This is a genomic window from Tatumella sp. JGM118 (assembly GCF_018257515.1).
Lineage (GTDB): Bacteria > Pseudomonadota > Gammaproteobacteria > Enterobacterales > Enterobacteriaceae > Tatumella > Tatumella terrea.
In genome coordinates this window covers 118,011-138,829 of sequence record NZ_JAERJR010000002.1, presented here as the reverse complement: position 1 = coordinate 138,829, position 20,819 = coordinate 118,011, and the positions used below count along the sequence as shown (strand labels likewise).

Below are 20,819 nucleotides of genomic sequence, written 5' to 3'. Positions count from 1 at the left end.
AGGCCCTCGTGGCTCGTTAATATTCGCCCCGTCTTCACGACAATTCCTCTGTAGTTCAGTCGGTAGAACGGCGGACTGTTAATCCGTATGTCACTGGTTCGAGTCCAGTCAGAGGAGCCATATTTAAGAAACCCGCTTAAGGAAACTTAGGCGGGTTTTTTGCTTTTCTGCCGGTATTACCCCTTACCGACAACAGCGTGTCTCTGTTCACTATGACCCTATCCGCCTGACCGTAGACTGCCACACTAAACCGGGACCAGTGTTACTGAATCAGCGCAGGAAAGCCATAGCGTCTGCAGCTGACACCGGCCTGACACCCACCTCACCGATGAAATCAGCCTCTTTGATCCGCAGGATAACTCAGTATTCTGATATTCTGATGTTCTGAGGGACTGAGGCCGCATATTCCTGCCCGGCCTGTGGCCGGGTCTGTTAAAGATTTCGGTGTTCCTGTCGGGGGGATCTTTCACGCATTACAGCACCCCCGGCGGCAAAACCGGAAATCGCAATGGCTTTTTTACGGGAGAGACCTGATAAGTGAACCGGCTGAATGCCGGTACAGGAAGGGTCTGACGGCAACTCGCGGAAAAGCGCTGATCAATCAGCGCCGGTGGAAGCCGCCGGGCGAGGTTAAATATATCGCCTGTTCCCGACGGCACCCGGCCTGCTTATCAGGCGATTCGCTGTCTGACAACGATATCGCATCGGTCAGAGCAGCACCACGTCCGCTGCCGCGGCATAATTTACGGTTTCTTCGAGAGTAAACGAAGAGACCAGGCCAGATAAGCTTTCCGCCTGTTCCTGCAGCGATCGTGATGCCGTGGAGGCTTGTTCCACCAGCGAGGCATTCTGCTGTGTGACTTCGTCCATCTGCCCGATAGCCAGATGCACCTGCTCAATACCTGCACTCTGTTCGGAGGTTGCCGTGGCAATTTCATTGACCAGGTCAGCGACCTGCTGAATAGCAGTGCTGACATTTTCTGTATTACCTCCCACCTGAGTGGCCTGTTCAAGTCCCTGTTCAACCTGAGAAACAGAAAGTGAAATCAGATCTTTTATTTCACGCGCAGCAGATGAAGATCGCTGTGCAAGGTTACGGACCTCTGAAGCCACTACGGCAAATCCTCTGCCATGTTCACCTGCACGCGCCGCCTCAACCGCCGCGTTAAGTGCCAGAATATTTGTCTGAAAAGCCACACCTTCAATCAGGCCGGTAATTTCGGATATTTTAGCCGAACTGCCGCGAATGTCGGACATCGTTCCCAGCATCCGGCTGACGGCCTCGCCGTTCTGGCTGGATAACTGATTCGCATTGTTCGCAAGCTCACTGGCCTGCACTGCGCCCTGCGCATTCTGCCTGACTGTATCGCTTAACGCCGCCATGCTTGCGGACGTCTGTTCCAAAGACGCCGCCTGCTGCTCGGTACGTGATGAGAGGTCTTCGTTACCCGCAGCGATTTGTGTAGAACCCGTGCTGACAGACTGTGCGGAATGGTTTACCGATATCAGTGTTGCGGAGACTTTATTCAGCAGTTGGTTAAATGCGGAAGCCGTTTGCCCGATCTCATCATCTCTGAGTACCGGAACCTGCCGTGTTAAATCCAGACTATTACTGACGTCGGCCATCGTATTTTGCATACTGTTCAGGCTATACCTGATCCCCAGGATGATACGAACCGAAAAGAATCCAAGCACAAGAATGATCCCCAGAGACACCGTGGTCATTATCCAGCATGTCTCGGCATAAATTCGTTTATTGATTACTCTCAGCTTGTCGCCAATCTGAATATTTAAATCAATTTGTTTTTTAAATCCCGCCTCTAAATCTCTCGTCGGCGCCCCCACCCCATTTTCACCTTTCATCTCCGCCAGTGATGCCACATTGTCATTTCTGTCAGAAGCAGCTAAAAAAGCGGGCAGCGTGGAACGGATCGCGTCGACATCAACAATAGCCTTCTTTATCATTACCCGGTCTTCTTCGCTGGAAATATCATTCGCCTCATAATACGCCGTCAACGTTTTAAGTTTATCCACCAGACCATTAAGCGCTTTTCTGGAAACTTCCTTCTTATCCTTCGATGAAGATGTCTGATGACGGTATAATTCAATGGCCAGCTGATTCGTGTTACTGAGCAATGCGTTAAGATTCTTAATGCTCGGTATCGCACTCTGCTGAACATATTCAAAGCGGGATTGAAACCCGGAAATCACGGTAAGTGATACGGCAACCATTGAGATGAGAGATAGCGCCAGCAAAGTAAATGCCAGTAATAACCGCTGTGTGATAGTCATATAAGCCTTTTATCAGAACAGAATAATATATCCGGAGGTTATCGACCCGATTTCCTGAGGCTTTAGAAAATTATTATTGATATTTCTTCAGGGCAACCTTGATATTTTATGAAGCTCCACCTTTAATTCATTGCTACCCATATTTATTAACCCCCTAAAATATAATATTAAATTAATGAGTTAGTTCCTGAGAACTGTCCCTGCGGTCGGCGATAAGATCTCCGTACAGGGTCCGCTATCGGGCCAGCTTGTGGTGACAGGCCGTCCGGTCTCTACGATGGCCAGTCTTTGCCGCTATCTGCATATCTAAACAACTATTCGGCATTTCGCCGCGGGGCAGCGCGTCACTACTATCTCACCTATACTGGTTTATTATATTCACCTTATAAGTGACACCGGGACATGATAAGACTCGAGCAAATATCTAAAACGTATCCGGGTAGCGATCAGCCTGCGGTCAGAAATTTAAACCTGGTGATCAACGAAAGTGAATTTTGTACCTTTGTCGGCCCGAGCGGGTGCGGCAAAACCACGATTCTGCGCATGATTAATCAGCTGGATAGTCCAGACACCGGCCAGGTCCGGGTCGGCGGGGTCTTACTGTCTGGCAGCAATATTATCCAGGTCAGGCGACATATCGGTTTTGTGATGCAGAGCGCCGCGCTATTCCCTCACCGGACTGTCTCACAGAATATTGCGACTGTCCCGCGCCTCTGCGGCTGGGATAAAGCACGAACCCGCCACCGGATCGATGAGCTGGTTGACCTGATGTCGCTGGACAGGCGGCTGTTGCAACGCTATCCGCATGAACTTTCCGGCGGCCAGCAGGGCCGGGTAGCTATTGCCAGAGCGCTGGCGGCCGACCCCCCTATTCTGCTGATGGATGAACCCTTTGCGGCCATTGACCCGATAGTGCGGGATAAACTGCAGGGTGAATTATTAGAGATTCAGCAACGGCTGAAAAAAACCATTGTGCTGGTCACCCATGACATTAATGAAGCACTCCGGCTGGGTGATAAAATTGCTATTTTCCGGCAGGGCGGCGAGCTGGTACAGTTTGCCCCCCCGGATGAAATTCTGGCTCACCCGGCCAGTGACTTTGTACGCCAGTTTATCGGGCCGGAGGCGAATCTGCGTCGCCTTGAACGCCTTCGGGTCGCGGATGTCCCCCGTTATGATGTCCGGCTGATGACCCAGCGGGGGACTCCCATCACAGCGACCTTTTCACAGATTGACAGCGATTTCGGCCTGGTGCTGGATGACGATCATCGTCCTGTCCGCTGGCAGTCCCCCGCTACGCAGGACGCGGAACAGGTTCCGCAGACCATCGGCCCCGATGACAGCCTGCGTTATGCCTGCAACCAGTTACTGACGGCACCGGCTGGCCTGCTGGTCAGGACCGATGCCCTCGGTCGCTATTGCGGTGTCCTGTCACTGGCGCTACTGAACCAGGTATTGCACCGCCACGGGGAGCAACACACCTATGATTGACTGGCGATGGATTGCAGATAATCAGTCAATGATCCTCGGGCTCAGCTGGCAGCACGCACAGATGGTGCTCTATTCACTGTTCTTCGGTACGTTGCTGACCGCACTGTTTTTACTGATTATCCTGCGCTGGCCGAAAACGGCACAGCCGATAGTGTCATTTTGCGGCGTGCTGTTTACCATTCCCTCACTGGCACTGTTTATTTTATTAATACCCTTCACCGGATTAAGCGTTACCACCTCCGTGACAGGCCTGACCCTCTATTCCCTGCTGATCCTTCTCAGCAATGTACTGGCAGGCATGGAAAAACTCCCTGCAGATGTGCTGGAATCCGGCAGGGCACTGGGCTATACGCGGATTTACCGGTTTATTGATGTCGAATTTTATCTGATCCTGCCGGCCGTGATCAGCGGACTCAGAATCGCGTCGGTGACCCTGGTAGGACTGGTGACCGTGACCTCGCTGATCGGCCAGGGGGGATTGGGTCAGTTACTGCTGGCGGGCTTTAACCAGGATTTCCTGACCCCGATCTATGTCAGCCTGCTGCTCAGCCTGGTGCTGTCGTTTATTTTCGACTTTGTGATTGCACGGACCGGTCAGTGGATTACGCCATGGAACAATTAACCACTATTTTCATTACTACCTTTCACTGGCTGACCGACGTCTCACACTGGTCAGGGGAATCCGGCATTCTGCAGCGGATCACCGAACACGTCTGGTACGTGTCGGTAAGTATCGTTATCGCCACGGCGATAGGCGTGCCGGTGGGCATTTTTCTCGGCTACCGCCCTAAAATGGCCTTTCTGTTTATCAACCTGTTTAACGCCGGCCGCGCCATTCCGTCACTGGGTCTGATTTTGCTGTTTATTCTGCTGATTGGTTTTAACGATTTGCCGATATTTATCGCGCTGGTCGCGATGTCAATCCCGCCGATAGTGACCAACACCTATGCCGGTATTTTCTATGCGGATAAACGGCTATGTGATGCGGCCAGGGCGATGGGGATGACCGGCTGGCAAAGCCTGATCCTTTTGCGACTACCGTTAGCGATGCCGATGATCTTTGCCGGATTTCGTACCGCTCTGCTGCAATTAATCGCTACCGCAGTCATAGCTGCCTATGCCGGGGCCGGCGGACTGGGCCGCTTTCTGATCGACGGGCTTGGACAACAGGATATCCCGCAGGTCATCTCCGGCGCGTTAATTGTTTCGCTACTGGCCATCGGTTGCGATGTGCTGCTGATGGCCCTGCGGCGTCTGTTTTTTAAACATGCATCACCCGTTTCTTATCAGAAATAACAGGTTGTCCCCGTTCCCTTTACTGCTGAGGTCTCTATGAATAAAAAACTGTCGTTAACCGGCAAAACATTCAGCCTGTCGTTACTCGGTGCCAGCCTGATGCTGACCGGAGCGCAGGTATTTGCGCAACCCCTGACAGTCGGTGGTGCAAATTTTTCAGAACAATCGGTGCTGGCCAATATTTATGCCAAAGCGCTGGAAAAAAAAGGCATTGAGGTGAAGACCCGGCTGAATCTCGGCAACCGCGAAATCATCATCCCGGCACTGAAAAGTGGCGAGATAGATATTGTGCCGGAATATCTGGGTGCATTACTGAATTACTACGATCCGCAGGCAAAAGTCACCCGACAACAGGATGTGGAGGCAGCACTGAAGAAGGCACTACCGTCAGAGTTTACCTTGCTGAAGGCCTCGTCTGCGGAGTCCACCACCGCCTGGGCGGTACGGCCGGATACCGCAAAAAAATACCATCTGAAAACACTGTCAGACCTGGCGAAAGTGTCTGACCAGTTAGTGGTGGGAGGGCCACCGGAAGTCGCCACCCGGGCGCTGGGTTTACCGGGTCTGGCCCGGGTGTACGGAATTAAGTTTAAGCATTTTGAATCGCTGGATATGGGCGGGCCGTTATCGCGGATGGCGCTGAATTCTAAACGCATTGATGTCGCCACCGTGGTGTCCACCCAGGGGAACCTGGCGAAAGAGGGTTGGGTGGTGTTACAGGATGATAAACAGGAACAACCCAGCCAGAACGTGGTGCCGTTGGTCAGAAAAGCGGTCCTGACCCCACAAATCAGCGGAGTTCTGGATGAGGTGTCGGCAAAACTGAATAACAGCGCGCTGGTAAAACTCAATCAACAGGTGGATATTGAGCACGCCGATCCGGCAACGGTGGCCGGTGACTGGGTCAACAGCAATCTTTAAACGCCAGGGCAGCGGTCACGCTGCCCGTCTTCCCGGCCACCATCACGGGGACGCGGTGGCCTATATCTGCTTCTCCGGGGGCGGCAGAAATGTCGGGCCTCCCAGCACGGCGTACCGGCAATGTTCACGGACAACGATGCCCCTTCCCCTGAGCCACCATCCGTTAAACTCCGCCGCGGTTAAATCGCCCCCGGGACCGCCGGATACGCCTGCCGTTCGATAGCGCTGAAGCCCTGAATCAGCAGACGATCACACAGTGGCCGGCAGGACGGGTCACTGACTATTGCCTGTAGCGTTGTTCTTAAGAGGACCAGTTGCTGATCTGACGTATTGCCGGCAGTGATTAGCGGTAACCCCGGGGTCAACGGGGATTCGCCGACGATCACCAGCCCTTCTGATTCCTGCGGAAAATGCCGTTTCAGCAAAGCCAGCGACACACAATCGATGGCGGTAATATCGGCGGACTGACGCCGGACTGCCTGTAAGGAATGGCGGTGGCCGCCGCTGAAGCTGACCGCGGAGAAAAAGCCGGTCAGCGGTTTTTCCGCCGTTAACCGGCTGACCCACACGTTATAGCCGGACTGTGAGTCCGGCGCATTACAGACCAGCCGTTGTCCGGCAAAATCTTCCGGCGTTTTGTGCCGGTCAGCCAGTCTGGCCACAAAATAGCTACGGTACTGCGGGCCGTGGCAGCCGGCAGCCGTATAATGAAAGCAGCCAACGGTACGGACACTGCGCAGCCGCGTCACCAGCGGGTAACCACAGGCCTGAGAAAGTAACAGCCTGCCGGACTGCCAGTGCGCCAGCAGATCCCCGGGCCGGACGCGCCGTGTCTCGTTATCCGCAAACCCCTGCAGCCGCAACCGGTGCTGGATTTCACGCGTCAGTGACTGCGTATCTTCCGGCCAGACGTCATACATGGGCAGACTAATCATGCTCCCCTCCCTGCTCTGCCGGATGGACTTCAACATTCACCCGCTGACGCAGATAGTGTTTACACCATTGACGATACCCGGCGACCACAAACCCCTGGTTCTTATGCTGATAATTTTCCCGGTCCCGCTGGTAAAGTTTTCGTAACCCATACCAGGGCACTCCTGGCAGATCATGATGTACCGAATGATAGTTCAGATTAAGAAAGAGTAATCGCCAGACCACGCCCGCTTCATTAATGACTGAGCGTGCGGCCGGATCGTCGGCAGCACGATGTTCAAAGAACGACCGAACTTTAGTAAGTGCCAGCGCCGGATATGTGACCGCCAGTAAATAATAGATCACCGAAAAATCATGCAACCTGACCCAGTGAAACACCAACAGTAACAGGCTGCCATGTACCGCCCACATCCCCAGCGCGCGGAAACGTAAGCCGCAGATATCGGATAACAGCTGTTTTAGTGTGCGGGCAATATCGATTAACGGGCCGATCAGTAACCGGCCGGGAAAGGTATTCCGCAGGCGGATAAGCGCCCGCTGTACAGGACCAAATTGTTGCCACGCCCCGGCAGAAAAATAATAGGTTTCCGGATCAGTCCCGGGATGGGTCAGCGATTCATTACGATGATGAGCCAGATGGGAATCGCGGTATAACCCATAGGGAAACCACACTGTCAGTGGCGTTAGCCCGAATAACTGGTTAAGCCAGCGATACCGGGTGGGATGGCCATGGATCAGTTCATGTTGTAATGACATATACCAGGCCGTGAACCAGATCAGAATAAGTGTGGTAAGTAACAGTCCCAGCGTCTTGTGCAGGGCAAACACCCCGAACCAGCCCGCATAGATAGCGACTATCAGTCCCCAGGTCGGAAGCTCACTGCGCCACAGCCAGCGTTCCTGTTGTTGTTTAACCCAGACCTGCTGCCGGAGGTTCAGATACACCGTCTTTTTATCTGCCATATCGCCTGTCAGAGAGAATAATATTCAGTAAAATATCGATGATTGGCAGGGGAAAGACAAATCAATAGAAGTCATTAGCATTTCCGGTAATTCGATGATCTTGCTGCATTGAGGCCCGGTCTGTCTCTGCCGTTCGACGGCCGAAAAAGAGGATTAGTCGCCTGACTCTGTAAAATTGGTTACACTCCGTCCCCGATGATTTTTCCGGTGATCCGATGACTGAAATTACTGATACTTTTATTGCCCCGCCATGCCCGGATGAGATTGAGATCCTCTGGCAGGATGAGCAGATGGTGATGATCAATAAACCCGCAGGGTTGCTGAGTCTGTCCGGCAAAAACCCGGAAAACTATGATTCGGTGCATTACCGGCTGGTACAGCAGTTTCCCGGCTGCACGCTGGTACACCGGCTGGATTTCGGGACGTCCGGTATTATGGTGGTGGCACGTAATAAACGTATTAATGCGGCCCTCTGCCGGCAGTTCAGTGAACGTACTGTCAGTAAAAGCTATACGGCACTGCTCTGCGGCCATCTGCCGGAGGATGAAGGCGTGATCACCGCCGCGATTGCAAAAGATCCGGCACAGTTTCCGCGTATGACGCTGTGTGAAGTGCATGGCAAACCTGCCCGCTCCCGTTACCGGGTGACCGGACGGTTTACTTATCCACTGTCACCGGAGCAAGGGGTGCCGGTGACCCGTGTCGATCTGTTGCCTGAAACCGGGCGAACACATCAGCTACGCATTCACTGTCAGTCCGCAGGGTATCCTATTCTGGGATGTGATCTGTACGGAGGAAAAGAGCTGCCGGGCACCGAAAATGTCCCGCGAATGATGCTGCACGCCAGTGGCCTGAATATTATTCACCCGGATAATGGCACCCCTCTGCAGATCCACTGTCCCGCTCCCTTCTGACGGCGGAAGCCTGCCCCTGGCAACAAAGCTTCCCGCAGACCCGCCTGCACCCTGCCTGCAGAAAACCTGTACCGGTCATCAGGGCCTCACGGGCCGCAGTTATTTACGGACCTGACTCAGACCTTTCAGAACAGAAACACCGCCGTCCGGTTCAGACCATCGGTTAAACCTGGCAGGCAGTCAGGCAGTCAGGCAGTCAGGCAGTCAGGCAGTCAGGCAGTCAGGCAGTCAGGCAGTCAGGCAGTCAGGCAGGAAAATATCAATCGGTTGCTGCCAGGCAAGCGTGACAGGAGATAGTTTTCCCTGCAGATTTCACCTTGTCAGCGCAGAATAAACGTAATGCCCCTGCCGCGGCGGACAGAGGTGGCATCCTGCGGCGGGTTGTGATTCAGCGCCCCCGGTGCGGCCGTCAAAGGTCAACACCGGGAGGTCCGTATCAGACTTTAAGCAGTTTAACGGTGTAATCGATATCGATTTCATCTTCCGAGAAGATCAATGTGCTTCCCTGGAAGGTGGTGATCGCCAGCTTTTTCAGTGAACGCATTTCACCTGGCTTGATATCAGATTTCGGCCGGATATTACTCAGCAGTGCGCCCACAGAAAGGACATTTTTTTCTTTATCCAGCGGAGCATCGGCAGGCACTTCTTCGTTATAAACGACAAAGGAGCGAATCGACGTCAGTTTCACCCGCTCACCGGCAATATAAAGGTACTGGCTTGGCGGCAGCACCTTCACCGCATACGCGGACAGGCCTTTATTATTGGTGGTCGGCTCAAAAGTTACCGACGCATCCTTTTTGATCAAATCAGGATTAGCGACTTTAATCACATGAAAATAGCGGTTATCGCCATTCTCATCTTTGATAAATCCAAAACCTTTATCTTTGAACCATGTTGTGATCGTTCCGTTCATCGCTGTCAGTACCTGCTTAATCTTCTGTCTACTCAGTTTCGTAGCGCGCAGTGTAAAATACAATGCCGCTAATGACCACGTCTTTGGCGTCTGTACCACGAAAATCGGCGGTAAGCGGTGATTTTTAGGGAAAATGCACCGTCAATCAGCATCCTCTTCACCCTGGCTGCATCAAAACAGCTATTAGCCCGCCGGGATCTCCCGCAACAGAAGACAGGATAGCCTGGCTCAGCCCATACCTGGTAAGGACAGGCCAGGGATTGCGGAGGTCACCCCCCGCGGCTTAACCGCTATGCAGACAGTGATTACTCATTGCCCCAGCGATTGAGGAAATCTGCGACATCATCGATTCGCTCTTCGGCGATGCCTGCTTCCCGGGCCATCTCTTGCTGGGCTTGTTCACTGATTTCTTCATTGTCATTCAGACGGGTGATCAGCAACTGAAAATAATGTGCCAGTGCATCACGCTCATTTTCGGCAACAGCTTTTTCGGTCTCTGTCGCGTACTCATCCACGATGTCATAATATTTAAGCGATACGTCGTTATTCATAATCTGTTCCCGGGGTAAGAGTGGATATCGGCGACTGCCTGCAGCCGCTGCTGACGATAATACCATTATTCCTGCTTTTTCTGCCCTGCAGTCTGACTCTGGACGGGGATTTCCGCCCTCCTTCGTTCAAAAACATCGCCGCCGGGAGAGATCCGCCACTTTCTCCCCCCCACCGGCAGCCCCGATTCAACCGCTTTTCCCGCCTGTTACTGGTACATTTTTCGGCCAGTTATAGCAGATTTTGCAGGGCTATTTCCTCTGAAAATGTGCAACAGGCATCATTTCTCCGGCGGAGTAATATCGCTTGCCCCGCCCCTGCCACACGCGAATATGACCCGGTTTCGCTGACTGAGAGAACAATCGGCAGACTGCGGATGCATACGCAGGCAAAACATCTATAAGGGAACCAGATGGGTATCGGGAAAATCATACCTAAAAACAATTACGTACATAAACGTGCCGTTATGCATTTTTTGCATGACGATGCGCCCATTTGCATTTCTCATGCTCTGCGAAAAAGGGAATATTGTCAGAAGACTCTTTTACCCGAACCGGTAATCCGCACCGGAGGTGAACGAAATCATCCTTACAATACAGAGGTCTTTTGAGATGAGCAGAAATAACCTGATGAAACAGATACTCTTCGCGATCGGGCTCGGAATAGTGACAGGCTGGGGGTGTCATCACTATGCTTCTTCGCCGGGCAATGCCAAAGAGATAGCTTCTTATTTCAGCATTATTACCGATGTTTTTCTGAAACTGATTAAAATGATCATTGCGCCACTGGTCTTTGCAACAATCGTCTCAGGTATTGTTTCCATGAAAGGGTCTTCTTCTGTGGGCAGTATTGCACTGAAGGCCATGACCTGGTTTATTTCTGCTGCGATTATTTCACTATTTATTGGTATGTCACTGGTCAATATTTTTAAGCCCGGTGTCGGCCTGAATATGGTTATTCCCCATACCGATGTAGCCACTGGCCTGAGTACCTCTGCCTTTTCACTGAAAGCGTTTATCAGCCAGATATTTCCAACCAGCTTCGCCGGGGCGATGGCGAATAATGATATTATTCAGATCCTGGTATTTTCTGTCTTTTTTGGTTCTGCACTTTCCTTTATCAGTAAAGACGGTAACCATCCGATAATTGTGTTTATCGAAGACCTGACGCGAATTATGTTTCGTGTGACCGAATATGTGATGAAGTTCACCCCGTTTGCCGTTTTCTCAGCCATTGCTGCTGCCATTACGGTTGAAGGTCTGGGACTGATTTATGACTACGGGAAATTAATTGGTCTGTTCTATCTGGGGCTGGTTGTACTCTGGGCATGTTTGTTTGCCGTAGGGTATTTATTCCTGGGAAAACCGGTATTTACGCTGGGAAAACTGATTTACGAGCCCACGGCACTGGCTTTTGCTACCGCCAGTAGCGAATCAGCCTATCCGAAGACAATGGATGCACTGACTAAATTCGGCGTACCTAAAAAAGTATCCAGTTTTGTATTACCGTTGGGATACTCTTTTAACCTCGATGGTTCAATGATGTATCAGGCATTTGCCGTGTTGTTTATTGCTCAGGCCTATAACATCCCGCTGAGCTTTACTGAACAGGTGCTTATTCTGTTAACCCTGATGGTGACCAGTAAAGGCATGGCAGGAGTGGCACGTGCATCGGTCGTTGTGGTTGCCGCAACGCTACCCATGTTTAATTTACCGGAGTCCGGTATTTTATTAATCCTCGGAATCGACCAGTTCCTTGATATGGGAAGAACAGCGACAAACGTGGTCGGCAACAGTATTTCAGCAGCCGTGATTGCCAAACTGGAAGACAGAAAAAAAACCAAAAATACTGTCCGGTAATTCCTGCCAGGGTAAACATCCTTCCGGCAATGCCTGGTCAGAGTAGGTCGTGCCCGTCTGTTATTTCATCAGGAATGACAGACGGGCAACTGACATGGCAGGTTGCAGTATCAGCCACAGATGCTCCCCGGCAGACCCGGATATTTCGGGCGGCGCGCTAACTGCGGATAAATTTTTCACCCGCTATCAGCACAATGAAATCCGGGATTTCATTTGTTGCCAGAAGCGTTCTGACGAAAGGTTTAACCGGCCACTGGTCCGGTAAATATAAACGCTCATTCTGATGGACAATGAAGGATCCATGACGGACAAACTTCCGGATTCCAGTTCCTGAGCGATAGAATAATCCGGTAACCAGCCAACGCCATTGCCTTTCATAATCATCATTTTCAGAACGTCACTCATGGAAGATACAAAGGAAAGAGAAAATGACAGCGCTGATTCCCGGGTCAGTAACTGATTGACCTGACGGCCCATATAACTTTCATCCGCATATTTCATTAACGGAATATTTTCATCACTAACGTTGTAGACTGGTTCACCGTTTTTATGGCAGGGAGAAACCAGATGCAATTGGGTCTGGAAAACTTCATGGTGAAGAAAAGGGAACGACATCAGTTCTTCATTGGAAAAAGAGAGAATAAAGTCACAACGCCCCTCTTTCAGATTGTAGACCGCCTCATCCACATTGATAGATTCAACAAAGAAGATATTGTCGTTTTTTCCCGAAAATTCCGAGATAAACTCAGGCAGGACAAATACCGCCAGAGAATGCGCGGCGGCAATATTGATCCTCTGCTTAATATTATTCACACCTTTGATATTATTGATCTGGAAATCCATATCATCGATAAGGTTCCTGGCATAAACAATGAAGTTCTTCCCTTCAGAGGTCAGCAATAGCGGCGTCGAGCCCCGGTTGAATATTTCAAATCCGACGGCCGATTCCAGCGCCTGTACTCTCCGGCTGAAAGAGGACTGAGAAATATTTCTGCGTTCCGAGGCCAGTGTAAAACTACGGAGTTCCTCAAGGGCAAGAATATCGTAAATCCATTTAATTTCAATATTGCCTAACATCTGTTTACTCCGGACGGGGTTATATTCACTATGCAATTTTAGCATGAGGCTTTTAAAGTCTGCAATTACGTCCCGGAAAAATTATGACATGATCCTTTTTATTTGAGGCAGTCGTAATGAAAAAGATTATCGGTATTCTCGGAGGAATGGGACCGGGGGCAACCGCGGATGCGTTTGAAAAACTGGTTGCCAGGACACCTGCCGGAAAAGATCAGGAACATATCCCTGTGATTGTCGCCTCTTTGCCGGACATTCCGGACCGGACAGAAAATATTATTCATTCGGGAGTCTCGCCTTTACCGGCGATGCTCAATTCACTGAATATATTAAAAGAAGCAGGAGCCTCCTGTATTATCATGCCCTGTAATACAGCACATTACTGGTATGATGCGCTTAAAAAACACAGCGGAATTCCGTTTATCAGCATTATAGAATCCACTTGCGAGCGTATTATATCAGAAGATAAACAGCCGGTTGCTATATTAGCCACGACAGCCACTATCCGCACGCGGCTTTATCAGAATAAACTGGCGAAATCCGCAGCAACTTATTTACTTCCGGACGAAAAAGACCAGGATGAAATAATGAAAAGCATCCTGCTTTATAAATCTGGCAACAGTGAACTGGCTTATAAAACCCTGCTCCCCTGCCTGGTGAAACTGGAAGATTCAGGGGCTAAACATTTTATTATGGGCTGCACAGAAATACCGCTTATCCTCCATGACCTGAGCCGAAAGCAGCCTGAGAAATATATCGATACCACGGAGGAGTTAATTAAAAAAGCCATCCGCTGGTATTACTCATAACCGGAACGTCCGGCAAATCCCCCCCTTCACTATCTTTCACAGGCCGGACACCGCCGCCGGGCCCGGGTGTTTCGATAAGACGCGGTGCACCTTTCCGGCAAACAGTGCCCGTTCTGTCACAATGCTTTTTCACCGATATGCCGGGGCTGGCTGCCCTGTTCCCCTGGCAGGCAATCCCCCGGGGTATCCCGTCAGCCAGAAAGAAGCAGATGACAACGGTGGCCCTGCTTTTGCGGCAGCCCTGCAGACAAAAACACGGCTGCTGCCGGGCAGCCCCCGAGTACGTACAGGCGCTGAATTTTAAGGTTGCCCTTCGTTTATGGCACGAAATTATCGTGGTGCCCGCCAGTGCCCAACACTTTGAATATATCAACTGTCATCCGGATACCGGCCTGCTGAGACAACCTGACGGGAGAACATTATGAAACGAACAGGCGCACTGATTGCCGGCGGTCTGACACTACCGTTCTGTTTCCCGGCAGCCGCGCTTGAATTTTCACCGGGCGATTATGAAATGCTGCCGGCGAATAAAAGCCTGATGCTGGCCTATTTTCAGACGTCCCACAGTGATGCGTTATATTCACAAGGGAAAAAAGTCCCCGGTGAAAACCGGTTGCAGACGGAAGCGACATTACTGAGGTTTATTCATGGCTTTCGTCCGCAGGATAATCTCAGTATTGAACCACAGATTATCGTACCGCTGGTTCGTGCCGAGATGAACACCCCCTTTACAGAGCAAGCGTCCGGGGCCGGCGACATTATTCTGGGCATTCCTTTCAAATTCTCGCCGGGATCCGCAGGACGTGACATCTTCTCACTGGCTCCCTTTGTGTATGCGCCTACCGGTGCCTACGATAATCAGCACGCACTCAATATCGGAGAAAACCGCTGGCGCTATCTGCTACAAGGGGTATGGATACACCATTTCCGCGACAAATGGGCATTAGAGAGTGGTGCTGATGTGTCGTGGACCACTCCGGATAACCAGTACGGACCGGGCAACGCGACTCTGCGGCAAAGCCCGCGTTATGAGTATCAGGCCTATCTCAGTTATCAACTGACGCCGGCGACACGTTTGGGGGCAGGCGGCGGCTGGGTGACCGGGGCTGAAAGCTCGGTAAACGGAACACGCCAACAGGACCGGCTAAACAGCCGTTATATCCGGCTTTCCGCCTCGCATTTTCTGACGCCGTCCGTTCAGTTGCAGATCTCCGGCGGGCGTGACCTGAAGGTGGAACAAGGCTTCAGACAGGATTCAACAGTGAGTATCAGGCTGGGTGTCCTGTTCTGAGCATCCTGCAGAACCCCGCCCGGTGCAGAGGGCCGTTCTGACGTGAACGGCCTCTCCCGCCTGCTGAACGTCCCGGCCGGGGAGTCCACTGCCGGGGCTTCGGGCCATCGTAATACGTGGCGTATTGCCTATACCATTGAACCATTGCGCGAATGGATCTTCCGCCAGCACCTGTAACAGAGACTGCCCGACGGAGAACATTCAAAGCGTCGCCCTTGATTGCCCGCTGGCTTGCAGGCCAGCCGGGTAAGTATCGCAGCAACATTTTTCATCGTTCATGGGGATACCTCAAACCGGCTCCGGGCGGAGGTCATCCGGGGAACGGTCGTCCTCCTCTCTGGCATCAATGCGCCCCGGCTCTGAAAATGCGCGTAAGCCACGCAGGTGGCTCGCGACAGTTGACCGGGGGCTCAGGCGCGGACTACAGAGTATATCCGATCCCCTCCCGCCGCAGCCGGCTCACAGGGTATCGTCGATATAAGCCTCACTGTTTCCGGTGCTGTCGCTGATACTCATCTGCACCGGAGAACAAAAATACCCATTACCTGTCCCGCCAAACCCCTCGCAATAGATCCCGCTGTTTTTCAGGGCATAAAATCCGTGGTTGGTATTACCGTTCGCGACCGCATGACTCACCGCCATACAGCTGCTGTACTCACAATGGTAGCCATTATTCTGATTATTCTGTGCCGTGGAGTATCCCCCGGTCATCATTCCCCGCTGTCGGGCGTAAAATCCGTTTCCGCTATTATTCTCACTGCGCAGATAGGTGATATCAACCAGACCGCCGTTGTCACTCATCACTCCGTGGGTATTCTGAAAGCACCTGGCCGTATTGGCGCCGATAAACCCGTTATAGGTCGCATAGATCCCGGCCTCAGAGTTGAGAGAAAACGAGGAGGTAGACTCACCCAGAGAATTACATTCGATCGTTCCTCCCCAGGCCAGTACACCGTAACGATTGTTTTGCGCCGTCGTCCCGTGGGCCCAGACCGTGCCGTTTGTCAGAGCATAGAAACCGGCACGTTCATTCCCCCCGGAAACAGCATACTCACACTGCAGGAACCCTCCCGCTTCGGCGCAGAACCCAAACCCCAGCGACTCACTGCTGTGCGAGGTATACCAGGCTTCGGCACAATTTACCTTCAGAGTTGCCGCATAGGCATGAAACGCCACATCTCCCGCATTACTGACCTTAATCCCGCCTCCAGGCTGGCCGGACTGTGGTACGGTTTCGTTGGAGATAAATGCACCGTCCATGGCACGGATGCCATAATACATTTTGGTAATACTCAGCGCCGCCCCCAGGATCACCGTGCCCCCGCCGGTAGCCCGAATCCCCGCCCCGTAACATTGATCATTCCAGACCCCGGACGCGGTCCATCCCTTCACCCCGGCCAGAGTAAACCCGTTAAGCCAGGAAATTCCGAAACCGTTTTCAAACAAAAAACCGTCTTTATTGGCTGAGTTATCAATATATAACACGCATTTCGAACAATCCTGCTCATTGCCCCGCAAGGTGAGTTTGTCATAATCACGAATACGCGAGACCAGGGGCGCGGTTATCTGATACTCCCCATCCGCGACCTGGATATTCACCCCCCCGGTGATTATTTTGTCTGCAAACGCATCCAGTGCCGACTGGATATCCGCATAGTCTGCAGGAACGTTTACGGTCAGTTGCTGAGAAATAATAGTGTCTGTCATCGTTAACCCTCCGGGAATCTGTCTCTCCTCAGTGTGGCGGTTTCGCACAGGAAGATTCCACCGGATGCTGTTCTCCGGTCAGCAGCACAACCCGGCGGTTACCCGCTGACGACGGAGGGTGATTTTCCTTATGGCACCCCACCGGCTGAGAACAGAGGAGATCTTAAACCGTGGCATGACTGGCATCGGGTCCGGCCACGGCCTGATGCAGGCCGTCGTCCCGGCAAAGATGAGAGACCCCGGGGAAATACTTTTTCTGTCGGGCACTCAGTTTATGATCTGCATGATACGGGCCGCTTTCGGCCTTCCGGTCAGGGGCGATGACGGTGGATGTTCGGTTTTTTACCGGTCCGCAGTCCGCCGCCACGGGGAGTGGCGGGTCACAAGCCGGAGCGATCCACCCCCGGGGCGGGTAGCCCGTACCCCGTGCAGTACGCCAGATTTTCAGCGCGTTCCGCTGGCCCGGCGCGCTGCGGATGCTATGCTGTACGGAGGAGCACCGCAGTGATGGCGGTCAATAATCCCGGAATAAACAGGAGTGATGATGAAAGTATGGCCCGTACTGACAGGGGTTGCCTTATCGCTGACGCTGGTCGCATGTCAGTCCCCGGTCCCGCCGAAAGGGGTCACGCCAATCGGTAATTTCGACGCCAGCCGCTATCTGGGTAAATGGTATGAAGTGGCCAGGCTGGACAACCGCTTTGAGCACGGTCTGCAGCAGGTCACAGCGACCTACGGTCAGCGCAGGGATGGGGGGATCAGTGTGGTGAACCGGGGTTACGATCCGCAATCGAAACGCTGGAAAGCCAGTGAAGGAAAAGCATTTTTCACCGGTGCCCGTGACATTGCCGCGCTGAAAGTCTCCTTCTTCGGCCCTTTCTACGGCGGTTATAACGTCATTGCCCTTGATGATGACTATCGCTATGCGCTGGTCAGCGGACCGAACCGCAGCTATCTGTGGCTGTTATCCCGTACCCCTGATATGCCTCAGGCGGTCAGACAGCGGTATATCGCGCTGGCACAGGAACTGGGCTTCCCGGTCGACAAGCTGATCAATGTCAGCCAGCCCGCGTCCTGAGATAAAAATGCCCCTGACGGGGCATTTAACAGAGAGATCAGAAATGATAGCTGGCTGACACAGAGATATTGCGCGGCTCTCCGTAGACAGTATTACGACCGACATCGATATTATACGTCTTGTCGAACAGGTTATTCAGGTTGGCCTGTACCGACAGGTTGCGGGTCACGCGATAGCGGCTGAACAGATCCACCAGCGCGTAGCTCCCCTGGTCGGCATACAGGTTTGTTGCACCGTCAGGCCCTGCCACGCTGTCCCAGGTATGGTTCTGCCAGTTGATACCGCCACCCACCGTCAGATCCTGCCACACAGGTAAACGGTAGCTGGTAAACAGTTTAAACGATGTCTGCGGTTGTGTCGGATTCAGTGCGGCTCCGCTGCCATCTTTGGCGATATAGCGGGTAGCACCGAAGGTCATTTGCAGGTTATCCGTCACTGCGCCGTTGACTTCAAATTCTACCCCCCGGCTGACGGTGCCGTTCTGCTCATAATAGGCATAATCATTACTGCCTTTCACCAGCGCATAATCTGTGGCCCCTAAATGATCCTGCTCCATCCGGAACAGAGACAATGTTGCCGTCAGGCGGCTATTGAACCAGTCACCTTTCAGCCCGGTTTCATAACTTTTCCCGGTGACCGGGTTCAGATACGCACCGTCGGCATTGCGGTAGGTCTGCGGTTTGAAAATAGAGGTGTAACTGGCATAGGCAGAATAGGTGTCATTGATGTCATACACCAGTCCGGCATACGGCGTGATATTATTCTTCACCATATTCTCGGTCATCGTATCCGCCGTATAACGGGTATAACGGGCTCCGAGGATCATATGCAGCGGGTCAGCCAGCGAAATGCGGGTGGCGAGGTAGGCTGACTTCTGGTGGATAGTGTCATCTCCGGCCAGTGTCTGCGGATCCCAGTCCGGCTCCGGATAATTACCCCAGTCATTAAAGTCACCGACGTCTGCTGACGTCAGGTTGGTATAGGCACTGTAATAACGGTTATTTTGCCGGATATAGGTCACCCCGGTCATCAGTTCGTGCTGACGTCCGAACAGCTCATAGTTGCCGTTAAGCACGGCGCTGGCGGCATTCTCCCTGCGTTTCGCGGTATTGTATCCGGTGCCGCCCAGCAGATCATATCCGGCATAAGGCCCGATACCCACCCCGGTATTTTTATCAAAATACCCGTCGATATACAGCAACTTACTGTCCATGGTCGCTTCCGTATGGCTGCCATTCAGTGTGAATTGCCAGCCATTGGCAAAGTTGTGTTTCAGACCGGCGAAGACCCGTTTCGACTGCACATCATTGTATGCCCAGTCAGGCGCGAGATGGGTACTGCGGGCATAATCCGTTTTACTGCCATCCCGATAGAAGGTAGGGAGTCCGCCCCAGGTCGCCCCGTTAACATGGGTTTCTTCATAGTCATACCCCAGCGACACGGTAGTTGCATCGTTCAGATCCGCGTCCACCACACCGTAGAGGAATTTCTTTTGGGTATGATAGTCGTCAAGCCAGCTGCCACTGTGCTGATACCCGGCCACCACCCGCCCGCGAACATTCCCGGACTCACTCAATGGCCCGGAAAGGTCGGCGACATAGCGCTGATTTCCCCAACTGCCGTAACTGGTATTCAGATCCCCGGTAAAGGTTTTACTGTCAGCCTGTTTGGTGACCATATCCACCGACGCGGCAGGGCTTCCGGCACCGGTCATTAAGCCGGTAGCCCCCCGCACGACATCCACGCGCTGATAAATGGCCGTATCCGACAGGGTATCGCCCAGATTCCAGGATGAATCCACCAGTACCGGTACGCCGTCGACCTGATAGTTATCCACCATAAAGCCACGGGAATAGAAGTTACTGCGGTTAGCCCCGGAATTAGATTCTGAAAGTCCGGTGGTGTTATTCAGTACATCGTTCAGCGTTTCCAGCTGCTGGTCCTGCATCCGCTGCTGAGTGATCACACTGACCGACTGCGGCGTATCGCGGTTGGTCAGTGCCAGGCCGGTCGCGGCCCGGGTCACCGGCACCGCATAATCGGCAGACTTTGGCGTATCCATGGAATTTTCGCTGCCGGTGACTACCAGCGTCGTGGATTGACTGTTGTCGCTGTCGGCAGCCGTACTGACCGGCACCTGTAACGCAGCGGCGATAACAACACTCAGCAGAGACAAAGCCGGCATACGGGTAAGACGACCGGTGCGGGAAACCCGCCTTGCGGAACAACTGGCAGCAAACATTATCATCCTCAAATATATTTTATTATTTCATCCTGCCTGAAAGCCGGAAGCGTACGGGTATCCGAAAGGCGACATCGTAAGGCAGGCCTCTCCCTGTCCGGAGAACGCTGACATAACGCCTTTTCTGAGTGACCTGCAACCCGGAAAAACAGATGCGGAATGTAAAGAGAATGAGAAGTATAATCATTTTAATTAGTGTTGCAATAAAGGATTCAGGAACTTCCGGTTATAAGCGATGTCGAAAAAAACGCTTATTTTAGTGTAAATATCTCTGGTGGCAGGTCTGGTGGCAGGTAAGACGACAGGAAAGGTACACCCCGTACCGGCATTCACGCACTTCCTTTCCCGCCACCCCGCTTGCCACACCGCCCGCCCCGGGGCACCCTAAAAATCTGCCTTCTCCCGGATTCTGCCGTGTTTCCCGCCGGAGCCTGCTGTCATCCTCCCCGGGGACCTGGCCTGCAGCTGTATTAATCATCCCGGGGGA

19 protein-coding genes and 1 tRNA gene are annotated in these 20,819 nt (G+C 52.5%); 12 read left to right on the top strand and 8 right to left on the bottom strand.

From position 1 onward, the window contains the following. Positions 1 to 44 precede the first annotated feature (44 nt). A tRNA-Asn gene (locus JK223_RS03090) sits at positions 45 to 120 on the top strand. Between the two features lie 588 nt (positions 121 to 708). Here JK223_RS03090 and JK223_RS03085 read toward each other — a convergent pair. Next, positions 709 to 2,292, bottom strand: a complete 1,584-nt coding sequence (locus JK223_RS03085) for a methyl-accepting chemotaxis protein (protein ID WP_212712751.1) — start codon at positions 2,290 to 2,292, stop codon at positions 709 to 711. Between the two features lie 402 nt (positions 2,293 to 2,694). Here JK223_RS03085 and JK223_RS03080 point away from each other — a divergent pair, with 402 nt between their 5' ends. From JK223_RS03080 to JK223_RS03065, 4 genes are all read left to right on the top strand, one after another. Continuing rightward, the gene (locus JK223_RS03080; RefSeq protein ID WP_212712750.1) at positions 2,695 to 3,783 is read left to right on the top strand and encodes an ABC transporter ATP-binding protein; all 1,089 of its coding nucleotides are present in this window, start codon (positions 2,695 to 2,697) and stop codon (positions 3,781 to 3,783) included. Continuing rightward, positions 3,776 to 4,405, top strand: coding sequence for an ABC transporter permease (locus tag JK223_RS03075; RefSeq protein WP_212712749.1), 630 nt, complete (start codon positions 3,776 to 3,778; stop codon positions 4,403 to 4,405). The genes JK223_RS03080 and JK223_RS03075 overlap by 8 nt, the downstream gene beginning before the upstream one ends. Then, complete coding sequence (locus JK223_RS03070; protein ID WP_212712748.1) at positions 4,393 to 5,079, top strand: ABC transporter permease; 687 nt, start codon at positions 4,393 to 4,395, stop codon at positions 5,077 to 5,079. The genes JK223_RS03075 and JK223_RS03070 overlap by 13 nt, the downstream gene beginning before the upstream one ends. 99 nt (positions 5,080 to 5,178) lie before the next feature. Continuing rightward, positions 5,179 to 6,000 carry an ABC transporter substrate-binding protein gene (locus tag JK223_RS03065; protein WP_249213464.1) on the top strand — a complete coding sequence of 274 codons (822 nt, stop codon included), beginning with the start codon at positions 5,179 to 5,181 and terminating at the stop codon, positions 5,998 to 6,000. 179 nt (positions 6,001 to 6,179) lie between these two features. On the opposite strand, the gene JK223_RS03060 is transcribed toward JK223_RS03065, so the two are convergent. Both JK223_RS03060 and JK223_RS03055 read right to left on the bottom strand, forming a co-directional pair. Beyond that, positions 6,180 to 6,935: a phosphate/phosphite/phosphonate ABC transporter substrate-binding protein gene (locus JK223_RS03060; RefSeq protein ID WP_249213446.1), complete on the bottom strand. Its 756-nt coding sequence runs from the start codon at positions 6,933 to 6,935 to the stop codon at positions 6,180 to 6,182. Beyond that, complete coding sequence (locus JK223_RS03055; protein WP_212712745.1) at positions 6,928 to 7,896, bottom strand: fatty acid desaturase; 969 nt, start codon at positions 7,894 to 7,896, stop codon at positions 6,928 to 6,930. Before JK223_RS03055 ends, JK223_RS03060 begins: the two co-directional genes overlap by 8 nt. A 215-nt stretch (positions 7,897 to 8,111) precedes the next feature. Here JK223_RS03055 and JK223_RS03050 point away from each other — a divergent pair, with 215 nt between their 5' ends. After that, positions 8,112 to 8,810, top strand: coding sequence for an RluA family pseudouridine synthase (locus JK223_RS03050; RefSeq protein ID WP_212712744.1), 699 nt, complete (start codon positions 8,112 to 8,114; stop codon positions 8,808 to 8,810). A gap of 436 nt (positions 8,811 to 9,246) precedes the next feature. On the opposite strand, the gene JK223_RS03045 is transcribed toward JK223_RS03050, so the two are convergent. Both JK223_RS03045 and JK223_RS03040 read right to left on the bottom strand, forming a co-directional pair. Beyond that, complete coding sequence (locus tag JK223_RS03045) at positions 9,247 to 9,723, bottom strand: cold-shock protein (protein ID WP_212712743.1); 477 nt, start codon at positions 9,721 to 9,723, stop codon at positions 9,247 to 9,249. 305 nt (positions 9,724 to 10,028) lie between these two features. Continuing rightward, entirely contained in the window at positions 10,029 to 10,274 is a 246-nt protein-coding gene (locus JK223_RS03040) for a DUF2543 family protein (RefSeq protein WP_212712742.1), read from the bottom strand. A gap of 609 nt (positions 10,275 to 10,883) precedes the next feature. On the opposite strand from JK223_RS03040, the gene JK223_RS03035 reads away from it, so the two are divergent. Further along, positions 10,884 to 12,131: a dicarboxylate/amino acid:cation symporter gene (locus tag JK223_RS03035; protein WP_212712741.1), complete on the top strand. Its 1,248-nt coding sequence runs from the start codon at positions 10,884 to 10,886 to the stop codon at positions 12,129 to 12,131. A gap of 186 nt (positions 12,132 to 12,317) precedes the next feature. Here the strand turns inward: JK223_RS03035 and JK223_RS03030 are convergent, their stop codons facing one another. Next, complete coding sequence (locus JK223_RS03030; protein WP_212712740.1) at positions 12,318 to 13,208, bottom strand: LysR substrate-binding domain-containing protein; 891 nt, start codon at positions 13,206 to 13,208, stop codon at positions 12,318 to 12,320. 116 nt (positions 13,209 to 13,324) lie between these two features. On the opposite strand from JK223_RS03030, the gene JK223_RS03025 reads away from it, so the two are divergent. From JK223_RS03025 to JK223_RS17020, 4 genes are all read left to right on the top strand, one after another. After that, the gene (locus tag JK223_RS03025; protein WP_212712739.1) at positions 13,325 to 14,014 is read left to right on the top strand and encodes an aspartate/glutamate racemase family protein; all 690 of its coding nucleotides are present in this window, start codon (positions 13,325 to 13,327) and stop codon (positions 14,012 to 14,014) included. Positions 14,015 to 14,151: 137 nt separating this feature from the next. Beyond that, positions 14,152 to 14,439 carry a phenylacetaldoxime dehydratase family protein gene (locus JK223_RS03020; RefSeq protein WP_212712959.1) on the top strand — a complete coding sequence of 96 codons (288 nt, stop codon included), beginning with the start codon at positions 14,152 to 14,154 and terminating at the stop codon, positions 14,437 to 14,439. Next, a complete protein-coding gene (locus JK223_RS03015; protein WP_212712738.1) occupies positions 14,436 to 15,305 on the top strand; it encodes a transporter in 870 nt (289 codons plus the stop codon). The genes JK223_RS03020 and JK223_RS03015 overlap by 4 nt, the downstream gene beginning before the upstream one ends. A 42-nt stretch (positions 15,306 to 15,347) precedes the next feature. Next, positions 15,348 to 15,482 carry a hypothetical protein gene (locus JK223_RS17020; protein ID WP_256437063.1) on the top strand — a complete coding sequence of 45 codons (135 nt, stop codon included), beginning with the start codon at positions 15,348 to 15,350 and terminating at the stop codon, positions 15,480 to 15,482. 282 nt (positions 15,483 to 15,764) lie between these two features. Here JK223_RS17020 and JK223_RS03010 read toward each other — a convergent pair whose 3' ends face one another. Continuing rightward, positions 15,765 to 17,012: a hypothetical protein gene (locus JK223_RS03010; RefSeq protein WP_212712737.1), complete on the bottom strand. Its 1,248-nt coding sequence runs from the start codon at positions 17,010 to 17,012 to the stop codon at positions 15,765 to 15,767. Positions 17,013 to 17,556: 544 nt separating this feature from the next. On the opposite strand from JK223_RS03010, the gene blc reads away from it, so the two are divergent. Continuing rightward, on the top strand, positions 17,557 to 18,090 hold the full coding sequence (gene blc, locus JK223_RS03005) for an outer membrane lipoprotein Blc (RefSeq protein ID WP_212712736.1): 534 nt from the start codon (positions 17,557 to 17,559) through the stop codon (positions 18,088 to 18,090). A 37-nt stretch (positions 18,091 to 18,127) separates the two neighbouring features. Here blc and fhuE read toward each other — a convergent pair whose 3' ends face one another. Continuing rightward, entirely contained in the window at positions 18,128 to 20,338 is a 2,211-nt protein-coding gene (gene fhuE / locus JK223_RS03000) for a ferric-rhodotorulic acid/ferric-coprogen receptor FhuE (RefSeq protein WP_371813046.1), read from the bottom strand. Between the last annotated feature and the right edge of the window lie 481 nt (positions 20,339 to 20,819).

Excerpts from the sequence above, each read along its gene's own strand:
- JK223_RS03040 (WP_212712742.1), bottom strand. The coding sequence starts at position 10,274 with ATGAATAACGACGTATCGCTTAAATATTATGACATCGTGGATGAGTAC.
- JK223_RS03035 (WP_212712741.1), top strand. The coding sequence starts at position 10,884 with ATGAGCAGAAATAACCTGATGAAACAGATACTCTTCGCGATCGGGCTC.
- JK223_RS03055 (WP_212712745.1), bottom strand. The coding sequence starts at position 7,896 with ATGGCAGATAAAAAGACGGTGTATCTGAACCTCCGGCAGCAGGTCTGG.
- JK223_RS03020 (WP_212712959.1), top strand. The coding sequence starts at position 14,152 with ATGCCGGGGCTGGCTGCCCTGTTCCCCTGGCAGGCAATCCCCCGGGGT.
- JK223_RS03025 (WP_212712739.1), top strand. The coding sequence starts at position 13,325 with ATGAAAAAGATTATCGGTATTCTCGGAGGAATGGGACCGGGGGCAACC.
- JK223_RS03030 (WP_212712740.1), bottom strand. The coding sequence starts at position 13,208 with ATGTTAGGCAATATTGAAATTAAATGGATTTACGATATTCTTGCCCTT.
- JK223_RS03050 (WP_212712744.1), top strand. The coding sequence starts at position 8,112 with ATGACTGAAATTACTGATACTTTTATTGCCCCGCCATGCCCGGATGAG.
- JK223_RS03080 (WP_212712750.1), top strand. The coding sequence starts at position 2,695 with ATGATAAGACTCGAGCAAATATCTAAAACGTATCCGGGTAGCGATCAG.
- blc (WP_212712736.1), top strand. The coding sequence starts at position 17,557 with ATGAAAGTATGGCCCGTACTGACAGGGGTTGCCTTATCGCTGACGCTG.
- fhuE (WP_371813046.1), bottom strand. The coding sequence starts at position 20,338 with ATGATAATGTTTGCTGCCAGTTGTTCCGCAAGGCGGGTTTCCCGCACC.
- JK223_RS03085 (WP_212712751.1), bottom strand. The coding sequence starts at position 2,292 with ATGACTATCACACAGCGGTTATTACTGGCATTTACTTTGCTGGCGCTA.
- JK223_RS03075 (WP_212712749.1), top strand. The coding sequence starts at position 3,776 with ATGATTGACTGGCGATGGATTGCAGATAATCAGTCAATGATCCTCGGG.
- JK223_RS03070 (WP_212712748.1), top strand. The coding sequence starts at position 4,393 with ATGGAACAATTAACCACTATTTTCATTACTACCTTTCACTGGCTGACC.
- JK223_RS03045 (WP_212712743.1), bottom strand. The coding sequence starts at position 9,723 with ATGAACGGAACGATCACAACATGGTTCAAAGATAAAGGTTTTGGATTT.
- JK223_RS03065 (WP_249213464.1), top strand. The coding sequence starts at position 5,179 with ATGCTGACCGGAGCGCAGGTATTTGCGCAACCCCTGACAGTCGGTGGT.
- JK223_RS03010 (WP_212712737.1), bottom strand. The coding sequence starts at position 17,012 with ATGACAGACACTATTATTTCTCAGCAACTGACCGTAAACGTTCCTGCA.
- JK223_RS03060 (WP_249213446.1), bottom strand. The coding sequence starts at position 6,935 with ATGATTAGTCTGCCCATGTATGACGTCTGGCCGGAAGATACGCAGTCA.
- JK223_RS03015 (WP_212712738.1), top strand. The coding sequence starts at position 14,436 with ATGAAACGAACAGGCGCACTGATTGCCGGCGGTCTGACACTACCGTTC.